Source organism: Actinoplanes sp. NPDC021490 (assembly GCF_055562135.1).
On the sequence record NZ_JBVHFW010000001.1, the window covers coordinates 529,971 to 545,779 of the forward strand.

Sequence of the window (15,809 nt, forward strand, 5' to 3'; positions counted from 1 at the left end):
CATCAGCGGGCACAAGCGGGTGGGCGGACAAGGTGAGGGGTCGGCATGACTGAGCGCTCGGTCGCGCCCCGGGCCCACCCCGGCACCCCGGCCTATCAGGAACGCCTGCACGTCCTGCTGGTCGAGGACGACGAGGGCGACGCCTTCCTCGTCCGCGAGCTGCTGCACGAGGCCGAGGCGCCCTTCGACCTGCAGGTTGCGACCAGCCTGCGCGAGGCCCGCGGCCTGCTCAACGGCATTCACTGTGTGCTGCTCGACCTCGGCCTGCCCGACGCCGAGGGCATCGACGGGCTGCGCAAGTTGCTCGCGGTGGCGGGCAGCGCCGCGGTCTGCGTGCTGACCGGCCGCTCGGACGAGCACCTGGGCGTGGCCGCGGTGGCCGAGGGCGCCCAGGACTATCTGGTCAAGGGGCAGGTCGACGGCGTCCTGCTGACCCGGGCGTTGCGCTACGCCGTCGAGCGCAAGCGGGCCGACGAGAACGCCCAGCGGCTCCGCGAGATCGAGCTGCGCCAGGCCGAATCGGCCCGCCTCGAACGCGGTCTGCTGCCCCAGCCGCTCATGTCCACCGAGCAGGTGGCGGTGCACACGTTCTATCGCTCGGGCCGCGCGATGGGCCTGCTCGGCGGCGACTTCTTCGACGTCGTCCAGGTGGGAAGCAACAAACTGCAGGTCATCGTCGGTGACGTCTGCGGACACGGCGTCGACGAGGCGGCGCTCGGCGTCGAGCTCCGGGTCGCCTGGCGCGCGCTGGTGCTGGCCGGCGTGCCCGACGAGCAGATCCTGCCCTCGCTCGAACAGGTGCTGATGAGCGAGCGCCGCGCCCGCGAGGTCTTCGCGACCGTGGCCGCGGTGACGCTCGACCTCGACGTCAACAAGGCCGTCGTACGGCTGGCCGGCCACCCGCCCCCGGTGCTGCTCAGCGGCGACCGGGCCGGCCCGGTCGAGGCACGCAGAGGGATCGTGCTCGGGGTCAGCCCGCGGCCCACTCCCGCCACCGAGGTGGAGTTCTTCGGAGATGACTGGTCCTTGCTGATGTACACCGACGGCCTGATCGAGGGCCACACCGGCGTGGGTAACGAACGGCTCGACGTGTCCGGCCTCTGCGACCTGCTCGACGAGCCGGCCGCCCGCACGGTGCCGCTGCCCGCGCTGCCGGCCTGGCTGGTCGGCCGGGCCGAGCACGCCAACGGTGGCCCGCTGGCCGACGACGTCGCGATGCTGCTGATCTCGCGGGGGAGCGGCCGATGAACCCGTTCGACCTGAGCACCTGGACCCTGCGGCGGCGCATCGTCGCGCTCTGCATCACGGTCGGGGTGCTGCTCAGCGCGCTCGGCGTGTTCGCCGCGATCACGGCCGCGCAGAACAACCGCCAGCTCGACGACGTGCTCAACCGGGCCAGCCCGATGCGGGCCGCGGGCGAGACGCTCAACACGGCGTACGTCGATCAGGAGACCGGCATCCGGGGCTTCGCGATCACCGGCAACGAGGACAACCTCCGGCCGTACGCGCAGGGCCTCGCCGACGAGCAGCGACTGATCGCCCGGATCGACGACCTGCTCAACCCCGAGGACACCCAGATCCGCGAGGCGCTGCAGCTCGTCGAGCAGCGAGCCGCCGAATGGCACCGCGAGGTGGCCGAGCCGGTGATCGCGCTGATCCGCGCCGACGGCACCCAGGCCGGTCAGGACCGCCTCAAGGGCACCTCGACGGCCCGGTTCGACGCACTGCGCGGCGCCATCGCGACCATGCAGGACGACATCCAGGTGCTGCGCACCCGGTCGGCCGACTCGGCCAAGGCCAGCAGCCGCACCATGGTGGCCATCCAGATCGCCGCCGCCGCGATCATCATCCTGGCCGGGTCGGCGCTGCTCCTGCTGCTCGACCGGATGGTCAGTCGCCCGGTGACCGAGCTGGCCGAGCAGGTGCGCGAGGTGGCCGACGGCGACTACGACCGGCACATCAGCAGCACCGGATCGCCCGAGCTGGCCAGTCTGGCCGACGACGTCGACGGCATGCGGCGCAAGATCTCGGCCGAGCTGGCCGAGGTGCGCGAGGCCCGCAGCCAGATCGAGTGGGTCAACGACCAGCTCAAGGTGCAGGCCGAGGAGTTGACCCGGTCCAACCGCGACCTCGAGCAGTTCGCCTACGTCGCCTCGCACGACCTGCAGGAGCCGCTGCGCAAGGTGGCCAGCTTCTGCCAGTTACTCCAGCGCCGCTACTCCGGTCAGCTCGACGAGCGCGCCGATCAGTACATCGCCTTCGCGGTCGACGGCGCCCAGCGGATGCAGCGCCTGATCAACGACCTGCTCGCGTTCTCCCGGATCGGGCGGCTCACGGCCGGGTTCACCGAAGTGCCGCTCGACCGCGTGCTGACCGAGGTCAAGTCGCAGCTCGAGGTGCGGGCGGGCGAGGACGCCGAGATCACGTGGTCCGGCCTGCCGACCGTCGAGGGCGAGGAGCCGCTGCTCACGACCCTGTTCGTCAACCTGATCGGCAACTCGCTGAAGTTCCGCCGGCCCGACGTGCCGCCGGTGATCCGGGTCAGCGCCGAGCGCGAGGCCGACGAGTGGCGGATCAACGTACGGGACAACGGCATCGGCATCGAGGCTGAGTTCGCCGACAAGGTGTTCGTCATCTTCCAGCGGCTGCACGCCCGGGACGCGTACGAGGGCACCGGTATCGGATTGGCGATCGTCAAGAAGATCGTCGAATATCATGGCGGACGGATCTGGCTGGACCTCGACGTCGAGGAAGGCACATCGATCTGGTTCACCCTTCCGGTGCTGCCGGGCCTCTCCGACGACGAGGAGCCCGCGGCGCCGGCGCAGGAGACAAGGAAAGAGGTCACGGCATGACGGCTGCGATACGGGCCGACGGCACCCCGATCGAGGTGCTGCTGGTCGAGGACGATCCGGGCGACGTGCTGATGACCCAGGAGGCGTTCGAGGAGCACAAGGTCCGCAACCGGCTCAACGTCGTCTCCGACGGGGCCGAGGCGTTGTCCTACCTGCGGCGCGAGGGCCGATACGCGGACGCCGTCCGCCCCGACCTGATCCTGCTCGATCTCAACCTGCCCAAGCGGGACGGCCGCGAGGTGCTGGAAGAGATCAAGAAGGACGACGATCTGGGTCGCATCCCGGTCGTCGTGCTCACCACCTCGGCCGCCGACGAGGACATCCTGCGCAGCTACCAGCTGCACGCCAACGCGTACGTGACCAAGCCGGTCGACTTCGAACGGTTCATCACGGTCATCCGGCAGATCGACGAGTTCTTCGTCAGCGTCGTGAAGTTGCCGCCGCGTGCTTGATCAGGTCGGCGAGCTCATCCGGGAGGTCGCGGCGACCATCGTGTTGCCGCGTTTCCGTCACCTGTCGACCGACGAGGTCGACCAGAAGGCGCCCGGTGACCTGGTCACCATTGCCGACAAGGAATCCGAGCAGGCGCTGACCCGCGGCCTGACCGCGCTGCTGCCCGGCTCGACCGTGGTCGGCGAGGAAGCGGTGGCCGCCGATCCGCGCGTGCTCGAGCGGGTCGGTGACTCCGGCGCGGTGTGGATCGTCGACCCGGTCGACGGCACCAACAACTTCGCCGCCGGCAAGACCCCGTTCGCGGTGATGGTGGCCCTGCTGCGCGACGGCGAGCCGGCCGCATCGTGGATCCTCGACGTGGTCGGTGACCACATGACGATCGCCGAGGCGGGCTCGGGGGCCTACCGCGACGGCGTACGGGTGAAGACCCGCACCGACAATCCCGGCGCGGGCGCGTTGCGGGGCGTCGTGGCCACCCACTACCTGCCCGAACACCTGCGAAAGGTGGCCGCGTCGCACACTTCGTCGTTCGGTGAGGTGACCAAGGGTCATCACTGCGCCGGCTACGAATACCCGGCGGTGGCGATCGACGAGCAGCAGTTCGCGCTGTTCTGGCGGATCCTGCCCTGGGACCACGTGCCCGGTTCGCTGATCATTCGCGAGGCGGGTGGCACGGCGTTGCACCTCGATGGCGAGCCCTACCGCCCGACCGACAGCGAGCGCGGTCTGCTGGTCGCCGCGAACGACGACATGTGGCGTACGGTCCGCGACACGCTCTTCCCCGACACCTCGGTGCTGTAGAGCGTGTCGGCGTACCTGGAAAGCATTTTCGGTCTGGCCGGTCGCACCGCGATGGTGACGGGCGGCAGCTCGGGCATCGGGCGCGCGATGGCGGTCGCACTGGGCCGGGCCGGTGCGCGGGTGCTGCTGGTGGCCCGCCGGCCCGAGCCGATGGCCGAGGTCGTCGACGAGCTGCGCGGTTTCGGCGCCGAAGGACACGCGATCCAGGCCGATCTCGCCGAGCGCCGGGCCGTCGCCGTCCTCATCGAGCAGACCCTTCGCTCGTACGGGGCTCCGGACGTTCTCGTCAACTCGGCCGCGGTCAATCGTCGTCCGCCGCTCGACGATCTCACCGAGGACGACTGGGACGTCACCCTGGCCGCCAACCTCACCGCCCCGTTCCTGCTCGGCCAGGCCTTCGGGCCGCGGATGGCCGAACGCGGCTGGGGCCGGATCATCAACGTGGCGTCGCAACAGGCCTTCCGCGCGTACGGGAACAGCGGGGCCTACGGCGCATCGAAGGCGGGCCTGGTCGGGCTGACCCGGTCGCAGGCCGAGGCCTGGTCGGCGCGGGGCGTGTGCTGCAACGCGATCGCCCCCGGAGTGGTGCACACACCGCTGACCGAGCCGATCTTCGCGGACCCGGCGATCGCCGCCAAACACGCGGCCCGTGCCATGATCCGCAGAAACGGCGTACCGGATGATTTCGGGGCTTGTGCGGTCTTTCTGGCCGGCGATGCCGCCGTCGCCGTGACCGGCCAGACACTGTTCGTCGACGGTGGTTACTCGGCCAGTTGATCGATCTGCCGCTCCCCTGCGTATCACGGTAGAGTCTGCCCGCGCTGACGATGGGGAGGTATCCGTGGCGGCGGTTTTCCAGCGCCGGCTCAGTGGTGTGCTCGTGCTGCTCGTGGCGGCCTGCGCGCTTCTGCTGACGGCTACGTCGGGGGTGGCATATGCCGATCCGGACGAGGGTGACGACAAGACGCTGCGCAGCGCGCTCGAGTCCGCGGCCAAGGGTCAGGCGGTCGCGATCCAGAAGCTGAAAGCGTCGAAGAAGCGGGCCGTGCAGCTGCAGAACACGGTCAAGCAGGCGCAGGCCGGCGCCAAGGCCATGGAGTCCCAGGTCAACCAGATCGCCAGCCGGTCGTACCGGCTCGGCCGGCCCAACACGGCGTCGATGCTGCTCGACTCGAGCTCGCCCGACAACTTCCTTCAGCGCATCCAGCAGCTCGACATGATGGCCCAGCTCGACGGTCAGATCCTGGTGCAGTATCGCAGCGCGCTCGATCGGGCCAAGGCGGCCAAGGCGGCGATCGACAAGGAGGTCGGCGAGCAGACCAAGCAGGTCGCGGCGCTGACCAAGAAGAAGAACGAGGCTGCGGCCGCACTGGCCAGTGTGGGCGGTGGCCAGGTCGCGGGCGGCTTCGTGTCGGTCAACTCGCCGCTGGCCAAGCCGGCGCCGCGCAACTCCGACGGCTCGTGGCCCGACGAGCGGTGCACGATCAAGGACCCGACCAGCTCGGGCTGCCTCACGCCGCGCACGCTGAACGCCTACCAGCAGGCGAAATCGGACGGCTTCACGCGCTACACGGTGTGCTGGAGCCAGCGGAACTCCGGCGAGCATCCCAAGGGCCGGGCCTGTGACATGTCGTCGAACCGGACGACCTACAAGACTTCGCCCGCGACCGGCGACGACCGGGCGTACGGGGATCGGCTCGCCGCGTACTTCGTGAAGAACGCGGACCGGCTCGGTGTGATGTATGTGATCTGGTTCCGTCAGATCTGGTTGCCCGGTGACGGCTGGCGCAGCTACAGCGGCAGCGGCGGGGCGTCGGCGGAACACACCAACCATGTCCACGTCTCGATGCTGTAGTGGCGGTCAGGTTCTTCGCAGGTAACGGCGGATAGCATCCGGCGGATGGAAACCCCGCCGCGTGCGCTTCCGTCCGGTCTCGCCACCGCCCTGGTCTTCGGCACGAGCGGGGCGGTCCTGGTCCTCGAGATCGTCGCGTTGCGGCTCGTCGGACCCTATGTCGGCGTCACCCTGCAGGTGAGCAGCTCGGTCATCGGCATCGCGCTGGCGGCCATCGCGTACGGGACGTGGCTGGGCGGGCGGCTCGCCGACCGGTACGACCCGCGCTCGCTGCTCGTGCCGGCGCTGCTGCTCGGAGCCGTCTTCACGGCGGTCACCCTGCCCCTGGTCCGCTTCGGCGGCGAGATCCTGCGGGGCGGGGCCGCGCCGGCCGTGCTGCTGCTCGCCGCACTGGCTGTCTTCCTGCCCGCGTTCATCCTCTCGGCGGTCACCCCGCTGGTGGTCAAGCTGCAGCTCAGCGATCTCAACCGGACGGGTTCGGTGGTCGGGCGGCTGTCCAGCATGGGCACCCTGGGGGCGATCACGGCCACCCTGGCCACCGGGTTCATCTTCGTGGCGGCGGTGCCGTCGAGCTGGATCATCATCTCGCTGGCGGTGCTGCTCGCCCTGGCCGGCGGCGGGCTGGCCTGGTGGCTGCGCGGACGCGGCGGGGCGCCGATGCCCGGCAAACCCCGCACCCGGGCGGTGCTGGTGTCGGTCGGTCTGGTCGGCGCCGGGCTGGGGGTGGCATCGCCGAACCCGTGCGACGTCGAGACGGCCTACCACTGTGCCCGGGTGCAGACCGACCCGGCCGAGCCCGGCGGTCGCGAGCTGATCCTCAACTCGGCCCGGCACTCGTACGTCGACCTGGACAACCCGCGCCACCTCGAGTTCGCCTACATCCAGTGGATCGGGGCGGTGACCGACGTGCTGCCGGCCGGGCCGGTGGATGTGCTGCACCTCGGCGGGGGTGGCTTCACGATGCCCGACTACGTGCGCGACACCCGGCCGGGCAGCGACCAGCTGGTGATCGAACTCGACGGCGGCCTGGTCGACCTCGACCGCGAGAAACTGGGCCTCGAGACCGGAACCGACCTTCGCGTACGGGTCGGGGACGCGCGCGTCGGGGTGGCCGACCAGCCGTCCGCGTCGTACGACTTCGTGATCGGCGACGCCTTCGGCCACCTGACCGTGCCGTGGCACCTGGCCACCCGCGAGATGGCGCAGGAGATCGCCCGGGTGCTGCGGCCCGGCGGCATCTACGTGCAGAACGTCATCGACTATCCGCCCGACCGGTTCATCCGGGCCGAGCTGGCCACGGTGGCGGCGGCGTTCCCGCACGTCGCCGTGATCAGCAGCCGGCAGGCGCTGGACGGTGAGGTGGGGGCCAACTTCGTCATCATGGCCTCGGCCGCTCCGCTGCCGTCGGAGGAGGTGGCCGAGCGGGTGGCCGCGGTGAAGGATCCCGCGGTGCTGCTGACCGGGCCGGCCCTGGATGACTTCGTCGACAACGCCCGGGTGCTGACCGACGACTACGCCCCGGTCGACCAGCTCCTGGCCGGATAGCGGCTCCCCGGTTCACTGATGCCGGCCGTGCCGGTCTGCTGCGGCGGGCGACTGTGGTTGTCGCGCGAACGTTCGTGACGGCTCACCGGCGTGTTGGCGAGCACCTCGGCGCGGCACTTGACGCCGTCGACGGCAAACGCCAGCGGCAGCGGGTTGTAGTCGCGGTACTCGCCACGCAAGGTGAACGACTTCAGCTTGCCGTGACCCTTCGCGGTCACCTTGCGACCCTTCTGCGTGACCGCTTTGGACGAGCCGGTGAGTTGCTGACTGCCCGGATAGAGGAACTGCACCCGCCACGAGCTCTGCGCCAGCTCCTGCGTCGTGGACACGGTCAACTGGGCCTCGTAGTCGCGCCCCGAATCGCGCCGCAGCTGATAGCGCACCGAGCACCGGCCGTCGTCGTCCGGCCCGGCTGCCACCACCCCGGACCCGGCCGCCTGCGCCTCCTGCACGTCCGGCGTCTCCTGGGCCGCCGCCCACCCGACCCCGGCCGTCGCGGCCACGGCCAGCGTGACCAGCGCCGTCTGCACCCGATGCCGCTTGCGCGTTTCACCGGCGTTCATTCGGCCGTGCGCTTTGCTGACCGGTCCGCCGGCGTTCATCCGGCCGTGCGCTTTACCGATCACTCCGCCGGCGTTCGTCCGGCCGGCCGCGAACAGGCCCCCGCCGAGCGGGCGCACCCCGCCGAGCCGCAACGCCGCCCCGATCCTCAGCCCGGCCCGCAATCGCAGCTCCCGGGCGGCCGGCCGCGGCCCCGGCGCGCCGCCCGGCAGGCCGAGGTAGGCCAGCAGCACCCGGCCCAGCCCGGCGCGGCGCCGCGGAACGACCGCCGGCGGGTAGGCGGCCCCGCGGATCGGCTCCGGCGCGTCGGCCGCCCGCTCGACGACCGGCGGGATGATCGGCTGCACGCCGACGACGACGGCCAGCTCGCGGGCCACCTCGGCCGCCGTGGGACGGTCGGCCGGATCCTTGGTCAGGCAGCGCAGGCACAGGTCGGCCACGGTCGCCGGCATGGCCGCGATCGAGGGCAACGGCTCCGGGTCGGCGTACAGGTGAGCGCGGAGCGCCTCGGACGTGGTCTCGGCCGGCCAGGGGAGGCGGCCGCAGAGGGAGCGGTAGAGCAGCAGGCCGAGCGCGTAGACGTCGGCCGTCGCGGAAACCTGCGCCCCGCCGAGCCGCTCCGGCGCGAGATAGGCCGGGGTGCCGAGCAGGCTGCCGTCCGGGGCGGCGTCGCGCTGGCCGACGATCGCCGAGATGCCGAAGTCGACGACCTTGGCGCCGGCGCCGGTCAGCATCACGTTGGCCGGCGTGACATCGCGGTGCACGACGCCCCGCGCATGGGCCGTGGCCAGCGCGGACGCCACCTCGACGACCACGGTCACGGCCTCCCGCCAGGGCAGCGGGCCCCGACGCGTGATCCGGCTCGCCACCGATTCGCCGTCGTTCAGCTCCATCACCACGTACGGGAGGGTCAGCAACTCGTCGAGGGGTGACTCGCCGAAGTCGAAGATCCCGGTGATGTGCGGGTGGGCGAGACGGGCGGCGGCCAGCGCCTCCTGCCGCATGCGGTCGCGGAACATCTGATCGCCGGCGAGGCGTGGCGAGAGCACCTTGACGGCGACCGGGCGGCCCAGGGTCTCGTCGTAGCCGCGCCACACCTCGGACATGCCGCCGGTGCCCAGCTTCTCGACAAGCCGATACCGCCCGATACGGAGCGATCCGATCTGCCCTTTTCGCTCCGACCGCCCCATGTGCCGATTGTGACCCGAGGGACGGGCCGCCCGGAGCCGTCCGGGGAAACCCGCGACGCTCGTGCCCAGATGACGGTATTGCCGCTAGGTTGTCCGTGTTCCCTGTCCTATTTTTCTGCCCTTTCCGGACGGAGGGTTCGCATGCAACGCACCTCGGTGATGGTCTTCGCCTCGACGCGAGGACGTGCCACCGCCCGCTAGGGCTCTCTCTCGCACGTCACTCCTCGCCTCGGGGCGGTCGCCGACCGTTCCCTTCGCTTGAGGAGCTCCTTTTGCGTGCCCTTTTCGCCGCACCCATGGGTGCGGACTTCTGGAAACTCTGGACCGCTTCCGCCGCCACCAACCTGGGCGACGGCATCACCATGGTGGCCGGCCCCCTGCTGGTCGCCGCGATCACGTCGAACCCGGCCGCGGTGGCCGCCGCCGTCTTCGCCCAGCAACTGCCCTGGTTGCTGTTCGCCCTGATCAGCGGCGCGTGGGCCGACCGCCTGGACCGTCGCCGCCTGGTCGTCGCGGTCAACGTGGTGCGCGCCACGTCCCTCGCCGTGCTGGCCTTCGCGGTCGCCGCCGACGTCGCCACGGTCCCCCTGATCCTGGCCGTCTTCTTCGTGCTCGGCACCGGCGAAACCTTGGCCGACACCGCCGCGGCCGCCTTCATCCCGGCGATCGTGCCCCCGTCGCGACGACCACAAGCCAATTCCCTCATGTACGCCAACTTCAACGTCCTCAACCAGTTCGCGGCGAAGCCGTTGGGCGGTTGGTTGTTCCTCGTGGCCGCCGCGGTGCCGTTCGCCGTCAACGCCGTGACGTTCGCCATCTCGGCGTCCCTCATAGCCACGATCCGAGCCGTCTCACCCACTTCGCCCCCGCCCGCCGACGCCCCGCCCGCCGGCGCCCCGCCAGCGGCCGCGGACCGTCCCCGCCTGCGCGCGGAGATCGCCGAAGGCGTGCGATGGCTGATGCGCCACCGCTTGCTCCGCACCCTGGCGTTCACGATGGCGGTCGGCAACATCGCCTTCTGCGCCGCCTTCGCGGTCTTCGTCCTCTACGCCGAGCAGCGCCTGGGCCTCACCGAGGTCGGGTACGGAACCCTGCTCGTGTCGTTCGCGGCCGGCGGCTTCCTAGGGACGCTGGCCGCCCCCACCCTGATCCGCCGCTTCAACGCATCCTCGCTGCTCAGGCTGGGCCTGCTGACCGAAATAGCCCTGCACACCACCCTGGCCCTGACCCGCAACCCCTTCACCGCCGCCACAATGATCGTCATCTTCGGCGTCCACACCACAGTCTGGGGCGTAGTCGTAACCACCCTCCGCCAGCGCGACGTCCCCACACCCATGTTCGGCCGCGTAACCAGCGTCTACTCCTTCCTGGACCTGGGCGGCGCCGCCCTCGGTTCCCTGCTGGGCGGCCTGATAGCTACCGCCTTCGGCCTGGTAGTTACCTATTGGGCGGCAGCCCTGGCCATGACCCTGGTGGCCGCCGCAGCCTGGCGCCCTCTCCGTTCCGCCTCGCTCCGCCCCCAGCCGGATCCCACACCCACCCCCTGACGGGCCCGCCCGGGAGTGCCGGCAGCCGGCCGGCGCTCCCGGGCGCCGTGGTAGACCGCGTAGTGCCTCGCTGCCTTCCGCGTGTCGTGGCGATCCCGCCCGGCCTCGCTGTCCCGCCTGCTCCATTGGTGCGCCGGTGGAGCGGCGCGCACGTCGATAGGGTTGGGGGCATGTCGAGGCTTGCGGTGGTCAGCGGTGGCGGTACAGGTATCGGCCGCTCGACGGCAGGAATGCTCGCCGGCGAGGGCTACGACGTGATCATCGTCGGCCGCCGCCCCGAGGTGCTGAAGGAGGCCGTCGCCTGGATCGGCCCGCAGGCGTCCGCGGTGACCGCCGACGTCTCCGACCCCGCCCAGGTCGCCGCGGTGGTCGCCGCCGTCGCCGGCCGCCCCGTCGACGTCCTGGTCAACAACGCCGGCGCTTACGTGCCCGGTGACCGCTCCACTCTCGACGACGTGGCGGCCCAGTGGCGAGCCAACTTCGACTCGAACGTCCTCACCGCCGTGCTCTTGACCACCGCCCTCCTGCCCGGCCTGCGCCGCCCCGGCGGCCGGATCATCCTGACCAGCTCGATCGCCGCCCAGCGCGGTGGCGGCGGTCCCTACTCCGCCGCCAAGGCCGCCCTGCACGGCTACGTGCTCGACTTGGCCAAAGAGCTGGGCCAGGAAGGCATCACCGCCAACGTCATCGCCCCCGGCTACGTCACCGACAGCGAGTTCTTCGCCGGCCGGATGACCCCCGAGGGCCACCAGAGCCGGGTCGACGCGACCCTGCTCAAGCGCCCCGGCGTGCCGGACGACATCGCCGAGGCCGTCCGCTGGCTGGCCGGTCCCGGCGGCCGCTACGTAACCGGCCAGATCGTCAACGTCAACGGCGGCTCAGTGCTGGGCCGCTGACGCCAGGGGCCCTACTTCGGGCCGCCGGTGAAGCGCCCCTCGCCCTCACGGTTGGGCCGGAAGCGCAGGCCCGACCAGCGATCGTCGATCGCGACCTGCCCGCACGGGCGCATGTCGAAGTCGGCGACGATCGGCCACAGCGAGTCCCGGTTGATGTCGGCCTTGTTGCCCTTGGGATAGGCCACCCAGAACACCCCGGGCTTGTCCAGGTCGGCTCGGTGCTCGGCCAGCTTCTCGCGGGCGCCGGCAGCGTCCTCGACGAAGAGCACCGCCGTGCTCGCCGTGGCCAGCATGTCGACCTCCCGAACCCCGTCCGGCATCGGCGTCAGAAGTGCCACATGGGCGGGATCCGACAGCCAGACCGTGGAATTCGGCTTGATCAGCAGCTTCTCGGCAATCGACTTCGACATGATCCGAGACTGGCACCGACAAGAAAAGTTGTCAAGGATCTTCCAGGTATCCACCCTGCTCAGCGCCTCGACGCGCCAGGGCTCGCCAACCACTCCCGGGCCACCGACCGGCTGAAGCCAACCGACAGGCCCGAGCTCACCGACCGGCTGAAGCCAACCGGCAGGCCCGAGCTCACCGACCGGCCCTGATCCGCCGATCCGCCCACGCCCGCCAACGACGCCGGTCGCGCCAATCGGTCCGGACGGACGTGCCGCTCCGAGCACGCCCGACGGTCGCTGCCTGCCGACTGGGTCGAGCGGTTTCACTGGCCCGAGTGGATCCTTCGGCCCGTCCTTGCCGATCGGTCCGAGCCGGCCGACCGATCCGAGCGCGCCCAATGGGCCGAGCCGGCCAATGGGGGTGACCCAGTCAAGAGGGCCCACGCCGAGTGGGCGTTTGGCCTTGAGCCTGTCGATCTGCTTGGGCTCGTTGATCGGGCCGCGCGCGCCGAGGGGGCTTGGACCGGCGCGCCGAGGAGGACGGTCGACGCGTTTGCCGGCCGCGTCATGTTCGTCGCCTGAATGTTTGCGACCGCCGTCTCGGCTGCTCCGGATGCGCCGCAGGGCCAGGCGCCCCACCGCGCCGGGCGTCGGCGAAGGAGCATCCGGTTCGAAGCCATGCCGTGGCGCGGAGCCACCGCGCTCGTCGGCAGCACCCTCACGCTCGTCAGCCGAGCCGCCGCTGTCCTGTTCGACGAGACGGAGGCGGCGCGCCGGGACGGCCGGTCGGGCGCGTGGCCCGGTCGGCCACAGCGGCAGGGGATTGCCCATGTTGTCGAAGAGTTCCGCGCCGGACTGTATTAGCGCCCGGGCCCGGCGTCGGCGGCCCAGCGAGGGGCCCTTGCCCGTGGTGGCCTGACGTGCTGACCTGGACGAACTCGGCTGAGGGGTCACGGCTCGCTCCTTGCTCGGAGGTGCGGGGCGAGCAGATTCTGAACCGGCCCGGCCCGGCGCCGCGCAACTTTCTTCGCTGCCTGTGGATAACGAAGGCGCCTGTGGATAACTGGGGGTTCTGTCGGACCGGGCTGATAGACATGCCGGGTGACCGAGACCCGAGCGACAGCCACCCCAGCCGAGCCAGCCGCCGCAGCCGACCGTGCCGCCGTGCGCGAGCGGGCCGAGGCGGTGCTGCGCCGGCTCGCCGGTGATCACGCGGTGCTCCGCGAGGATCAGTGGCGGGCGATCGAGGCGCTCACCGTCGACCGCAGGCGGGTGCTGTGCGTGCAACGTACCGGGTGGGGCAAGTCCGCCGTCTATTTCGTGGCGACCGCCCTGCTGCGACAGGCCGGACAGGAGGCGGGCGGGGCCAGGGCCACCGGTCCGACGGTCATCGTCTCGCCGTTGCTGGCCCTCATGCGCAACCAGGTCGATGCGGCCGCCCGCGCCGGCATCCGGGCTCGCACGATCAATTCGGCCAACCTCGACGAGTGGTCCGAGATCGAGGAGGAGATCCGCGCCGGCGAGGTCGACGTGCTGCTGATCAGTCCCGAGCGGCTCAACAACCCCGACTTCCGCGACAACGTGCTCCCCGGCCTGGCCTCCGAGACCGGCCTGCTCGTGGTCGACGAGGCGCACTGTGTCTCCGACTGGGGCCACGACTTCCGGCCCGACTATCGCCGGCTCCGCACGTTCCTGGCCGGCCTTCCCAGCCGTACGCCGGTGCTCGCCACCACCGCGACGGCCAACGCCCGGGTGACCGCCGACGTGGCCGACCAGCTGGGTGACGCGCTGGTCCTGCGCGGCCCGCTCGACCGTGACTCGCTGCGCCTGGCCGTGCTCGACCTGCCCAACCCGGCGCACCGGCTGGCCTGGCTGGCCGACCACCTCGACCGGCTGCCGGGCTCCGGCATCGTCTACACGCTGACCGTCGCCGGGGCCACCGAGACGGCCGACTTCCTGCGCTCGCGCGGGTTCGCCGTGGCGTCGTACACGGGACAGGTCGAAGACTCCGAGCGCCGTGCGGCCGAGCAGGATCTGCTGGACAACAAGATCAAGGCCTTGGTCGCCACCTCCGCGCTCGGCATGGGCTTCGACAAACCCGACCTCGGGTTCGTCGTGCACCTGGGCGCCCCGCCGTCCCCGATCGCGTATTACCAGCAGGTCGGCCGGGCGGGCCGAGCCGTGGAACATGCCGAGGTCGTGCTGCTGCCCGGCAAGGAGGACGCGGCGATCTGGCGATACTTCGCGTCGCTGGCCTTCCCGCCGGAGGAGCAGGTGCGGTCCGTGCTGGCGAACCTCCGGACCGATCGGCCGACCTCGACCCAGGCGCTCGAGCCGCTCGTCGACCTGCGCCGCAACCGCCTCGAGATGATGCTCAAGGTGCTCGACGTGGACGGTGCGGTCCGCCGGGAGCGTGGCGGATGGTTCGTCACCGGGGAGCCGTGGACCTACGACAGCGCTCGGCTGCGCCGCGTCGCCGAGGCTCGGGCCGCCGAGCAGAAGACCATGATCGAGTACGCCTCCACGGGCGACTGCCGCATGGAGTACCTCCGCCGCTGCCTGGACGACCCCGAGGCCACGCCGTGCGGGCGATGCGACAACTGCGCCGGCCCCCTGTTCGACGCCGAGGTGTCGGCCGCCTCGGTCGCCGCGGCGGACGCGTTCCTGGGCCACCCGGGCGTCGTGATCGCCCCCAAGAAGATGTGGCCGACCGGCCTGGCTGCTGTGGGCGTCTCGCTCAAGGGCAAGATCGGTGTGGGCGAGCAGATCGAGCCCGGTCGCGCCGTCGGCCGGCTGTCCGACCTGGGCTGGGGTCATCGGCTGCGCGGGCTGGTGGCACCCGAGTCGCCCGATGCGCCCATCCCCGACGATCTCGCGGGCGCGGTGGTCGAGGTCCTCAAGGACTGGGCGCACGGCGACGGCGCGTGGGCTCTGCGGCCGGCCGCGGTGGTCGGGGTCGCGTCGAGTCGTCGTCCCACGCTGACCAGCACGCTGGCTGAGCACATCGCGAAGATCGGGCGGTTGCCGTTGCTGGGAACGGTCGAGGTCACCCCGGGCGCGGAGGCCGAAGGGCGGGGCAACAGTGCCCAGCGGGTCCGGGCGTTGCACGACGCGTTCACGGTTCCGGCCGAGGTGGCCGCCGAGTTGCCCGGCCTGTCCGGGCCGGTGCTGCTCGTCGACGACCTGGTCGACTCGGGCTGGACGATGACGCTCGCCGGTCGGGCCCTGCGCCGCGCCGGTGCCGGAGGAGTGCTGCCGCTGGCGCTCGCGGTCGCGGGATGAGCGGCCGGGCGGTGGTGAGGCGGTCTCCGGTCCGGCCGGGGTCGTGCGGGATTGGATACGGGGAGGGGGTATGCTGGCGTCATGTCCGATGAGTCGACGCCGCAGCATGGTCCGCATGGCTACTCCGGGGACAAGGCGGCACTGCTCGGGCGCCTCAGGCGCATCGAGGGGCAGATCCGCGGGCTCCAGCGGATGGTCGACGAGGACACGTACTGCATCGATGTTCTGACCCAGATCTCGGCGGCCAAGAGCGCCCTGCAAGCCGTGGCGGTCGGGCTGCTCGAGGATCACCTGGCTCACTGCGTCGTGGACGCGGCCCGTGCCGGGGACCCGAGCGCCAAGGTCAAAGAGGCGTCCGATGCGATCGCCAGGCTCGTCCGCTCCTGAGGAGTCTGCGTTCCGTCAGCGCGAGATCCGTCCTGAAAGGCTTTCTGC

The 15,809-nt window shown here is 71.2% G+C and carries 13 protein-coding genes; 11 read left to right on the forward strand and 2 right to left on the reverse strand.

Features of this window, described 5'->3' with window-relative positions:
- Positions 1-45: 45 nt before the first annotated feature.
- The 7 genes from ACZ3I4_RS02400 to ACZ3I4_RS02430 all read left to right on the forward strand — a co-directional run bounded on the left by ACZ3I4_RS02400 (position 46) and on the right by ACZ3I4_RS02430 (position 7,509).
- Positions 46-1,248 carry a PP2C family protein-serine/threonine phosphatase gene (locus ACZ3I4_RS02400; protein WP_465380049.1) on the forward strand — a complete coding sequence of 401 codons (1,203 nt, stop codon included), beginning with the start codon at positions 46-48 and terminating at the stop codon, positions 1,246-1,248.
- Positions 1,245-2,855 carry a sensor histidine kinase gene (locus ACZ3I4_RS02405; protein ID WP_465380050.1) on the forward strand — a complete coding sequence of 537 codons (1,611 nt, stop codon included), beginning with the start codon at positions 1,245-1,247 and terminating at the stop codon, positions 2,853-2,855. The genes ACZ3I4_RS02400 and ACZ3I4_RS02405 overlap by 4 nt, the downstream gene beginning before the upstream one ends.
- Positions 2,852-3,307: a response regulator gene (locus tag ACZ3I4_RS02410; protein WP_465380051.1), complete on the forward strand. Its 456-nt coding sequence runs from the start codon at positions 2,852-2,854 to the stop codon at positions 3,305-3,307. Before ACZ3I4_RS02405 ends, ACZ3I4_RS02410 begins: the two co-directional genes overlap by 4 nt.
- Complete coding sequence (locus ACZ3I4_RS02415; protein WP_465380052.1) at positions 3,300-4,109, forward strand: inositol monophosphatase family protein; 810 nt, start codon at positions 3,300-3,302, stop codon at positions 4,107-4,109. The genes ACZ3I4_RS02410 and ACZ3I4_RS02415 overlap by 8 nt, the downstream gene beginning before the upstream one ends.
- Before the next feature lie 3 nt (positions 4,110-4,112).
- A complete protein-coding gene (locus ACZ3I4_RS02420; protein ID WP_465380053.1) occupies positions 4,113-4,886 on the forward strand; it encodes an SDR family NAD(P)-dependent oxidoreductase in 774 nt (257 codons plus the stop codon).
- A gap of 64 nt (positions 4,887-4,950) precedes the next feature.
- Positions 4,951-5,964: a coiled-coil domain-containing protein gene (locus tag ACZ3I4_RS02425; protein WP_465380054.1), complete on the forward strand. Its 1,014-nt coding sequence runs from the start codon at positions 4,951-4,953 to the stop codon at positions 5,962-5,964.
- A gap of 45 nt (positions 5,965-6,009) precedes the next feature.
- Positions 6,010-7,509 carry a fused MFS/spermidine synthase gene (locus tag ACZ3I4_RS02430; protein WP_465380055.1) on the forward strand — a complete coding sequence of 500 codons (1,500 nt, stop codon included), beginning with the start codon at positions 6,010-6,012 and terminating at the stop codon, positions 7,507-7,509.
- Here ACZ3I4_RS02430 and ACZ3I4_RS02435 read toward each other — a convergent pair.
- Positions 7,476-9,260: a protein kinase domain-containing protein gene (locus ACZ3I4_RS02435; RefSeq protein ID WP_465380056.1), complete on the reverse strand. Its 1,785-nt coding sequence runs from the start codon at positions 9,258-9,260 to the stop codon at positions 7,476-7,478. The genes ACZ3I4_RS02430 and ACZ3I4_RS02435 overlap by 34 nt on opposite strands.
- 272 nt (positions 9,261-9,532) lie before the next feature.
- On the opposite strand from ACZ3I4_RS02435, the gene ACZ3I4_RS02440 reads away from it, so the two are divergent.
- Together ACZ3I4_RS02440 and ACZ3I4_RS02445 are read left to right on the forward strand one after the other, a co-directional pair.
- Complete coding sequence (locus tag ACZ3I4_RS02440; protein ID WP_465380057.1) at positions 9,533-10,807, forward strand: MFS transporter; 1,275 nt, start codon at positions 9,533-9,535, stop codon at positions 10,805-10,807.
- A gap of 170 nt (positions 10,808-10,977) precedes the next feature.
- Positions 10,978-11,703, forward strand: a complete 726-nt coding sequence (locus ACZ3I4_RS02445) for an SDR family NAD(P)-dependent oxidoreductase (protein WP_465380058.1) — start codon at positions 10,978-10,980, stop codon at positions 11,701-11,703.
- Positions 11,704-11,714: 11 nt separating this feature from the next.
- Here ACZ3I4_RS02445 and ACZ3I4_RS02450 read toward each other — a convergent pair whose 3' ends face one another.
- Positions 11,715-13,046, reverse strand: a complete 1,332-nt coding sequence (locus ACZ3I4_RS02450; protein WP_465380059.1) for a hypothetical protein — start codon at positions 13,044-13,046, stop codon at positions 11,715-11,717.
- Between the two features lie 147 nt (positions 13,047-13,193).
- Here ACZ3I4_RS02450 and ACZ3I4_RS02455 point away from each other — a divergent pair, with 147 nt between their 5' ends.
- A complete protein-coding gene (locus ACZ3I4_RS02455) occupies positions 13,194-15,374 on the forward strand; it encodes a DEAD/DEAH box helicase (RefSeq protein ID WP_465380060.1) in 2,181 nt (726 codons plus the stop codon).
- An 81-nt stretch (positions 15,375-15,455) separates the two neighbouring features.
- The gene (locus tag ACZ3I4_RS02460; RefSeq protein ID WP_127499846.1) at positions 15,456-15,761 is read left to right on the forward strand and encodes a metal-sensitive transcriptional regulator; all 306 of its coding nucleotides are present in this window, start codon (positions 15,456-15,458) and stop codon (positions 15,759-15,761) included.
- The last annotated feature ends 48 nt before the right edge of the window (positions 15,762-15,809 follow it).

Bases quoted from the DNA above. Each gene is read 5' to 3' on its own strand.
- ACZ3I4_RS02405 (WP_465380050.1), top strand. From the start codon at position 1,245: ATGAACCCGTTCGACCTGAGCACCTGGACCCTGCGGCGGCGCATCGTC.
- ACZ3I4_RS02435 (WP_465380056.1), bottom strand. From the start codon at position 9,260: ATGGGGCGGTCGGAGCGAAAAGGGCAGATCGGATCGCTCCGTATCGGG.
- ACZ3I4_RS02460 (WP_127499846.1), top strand. From the start codon at position 15,456: ATGTCCGATGAGTCGACGCCGCAGCATGGTCCGCATGGCTACTCCGGG.
- ACZ3I4_RS02400 (WP_465380049.1), top strand. From the start codon at position 46: ATGACTGAGCGCTCGGTCGCGCCCCGGGCCCACCCCGGCACCCCGGCC.
- ACZ3I4_RS02445 (WP_465380058.1), top strand. From the start codon at position 10,978: ATGTCGAGGCTTGCGGTGGTCAGCGGTGGCGGTACAGGTATCGGCCGC.
- ACZ3I4_RS02410 (WP_465380051.1), top strand. From the start codon at position 2,852: ATGACGGCTGCGATACGGGCCGACGGCACCCCGATCGAGGTGCTGCTG.
- ACZ3I4_RS02430 (WP_465380055.1), top strand. From the start codon at position 6,010: ATGGAAACCCCGCCGCGTGCGCTTCCGTCCGGTCTCGCCACCGCCCTG.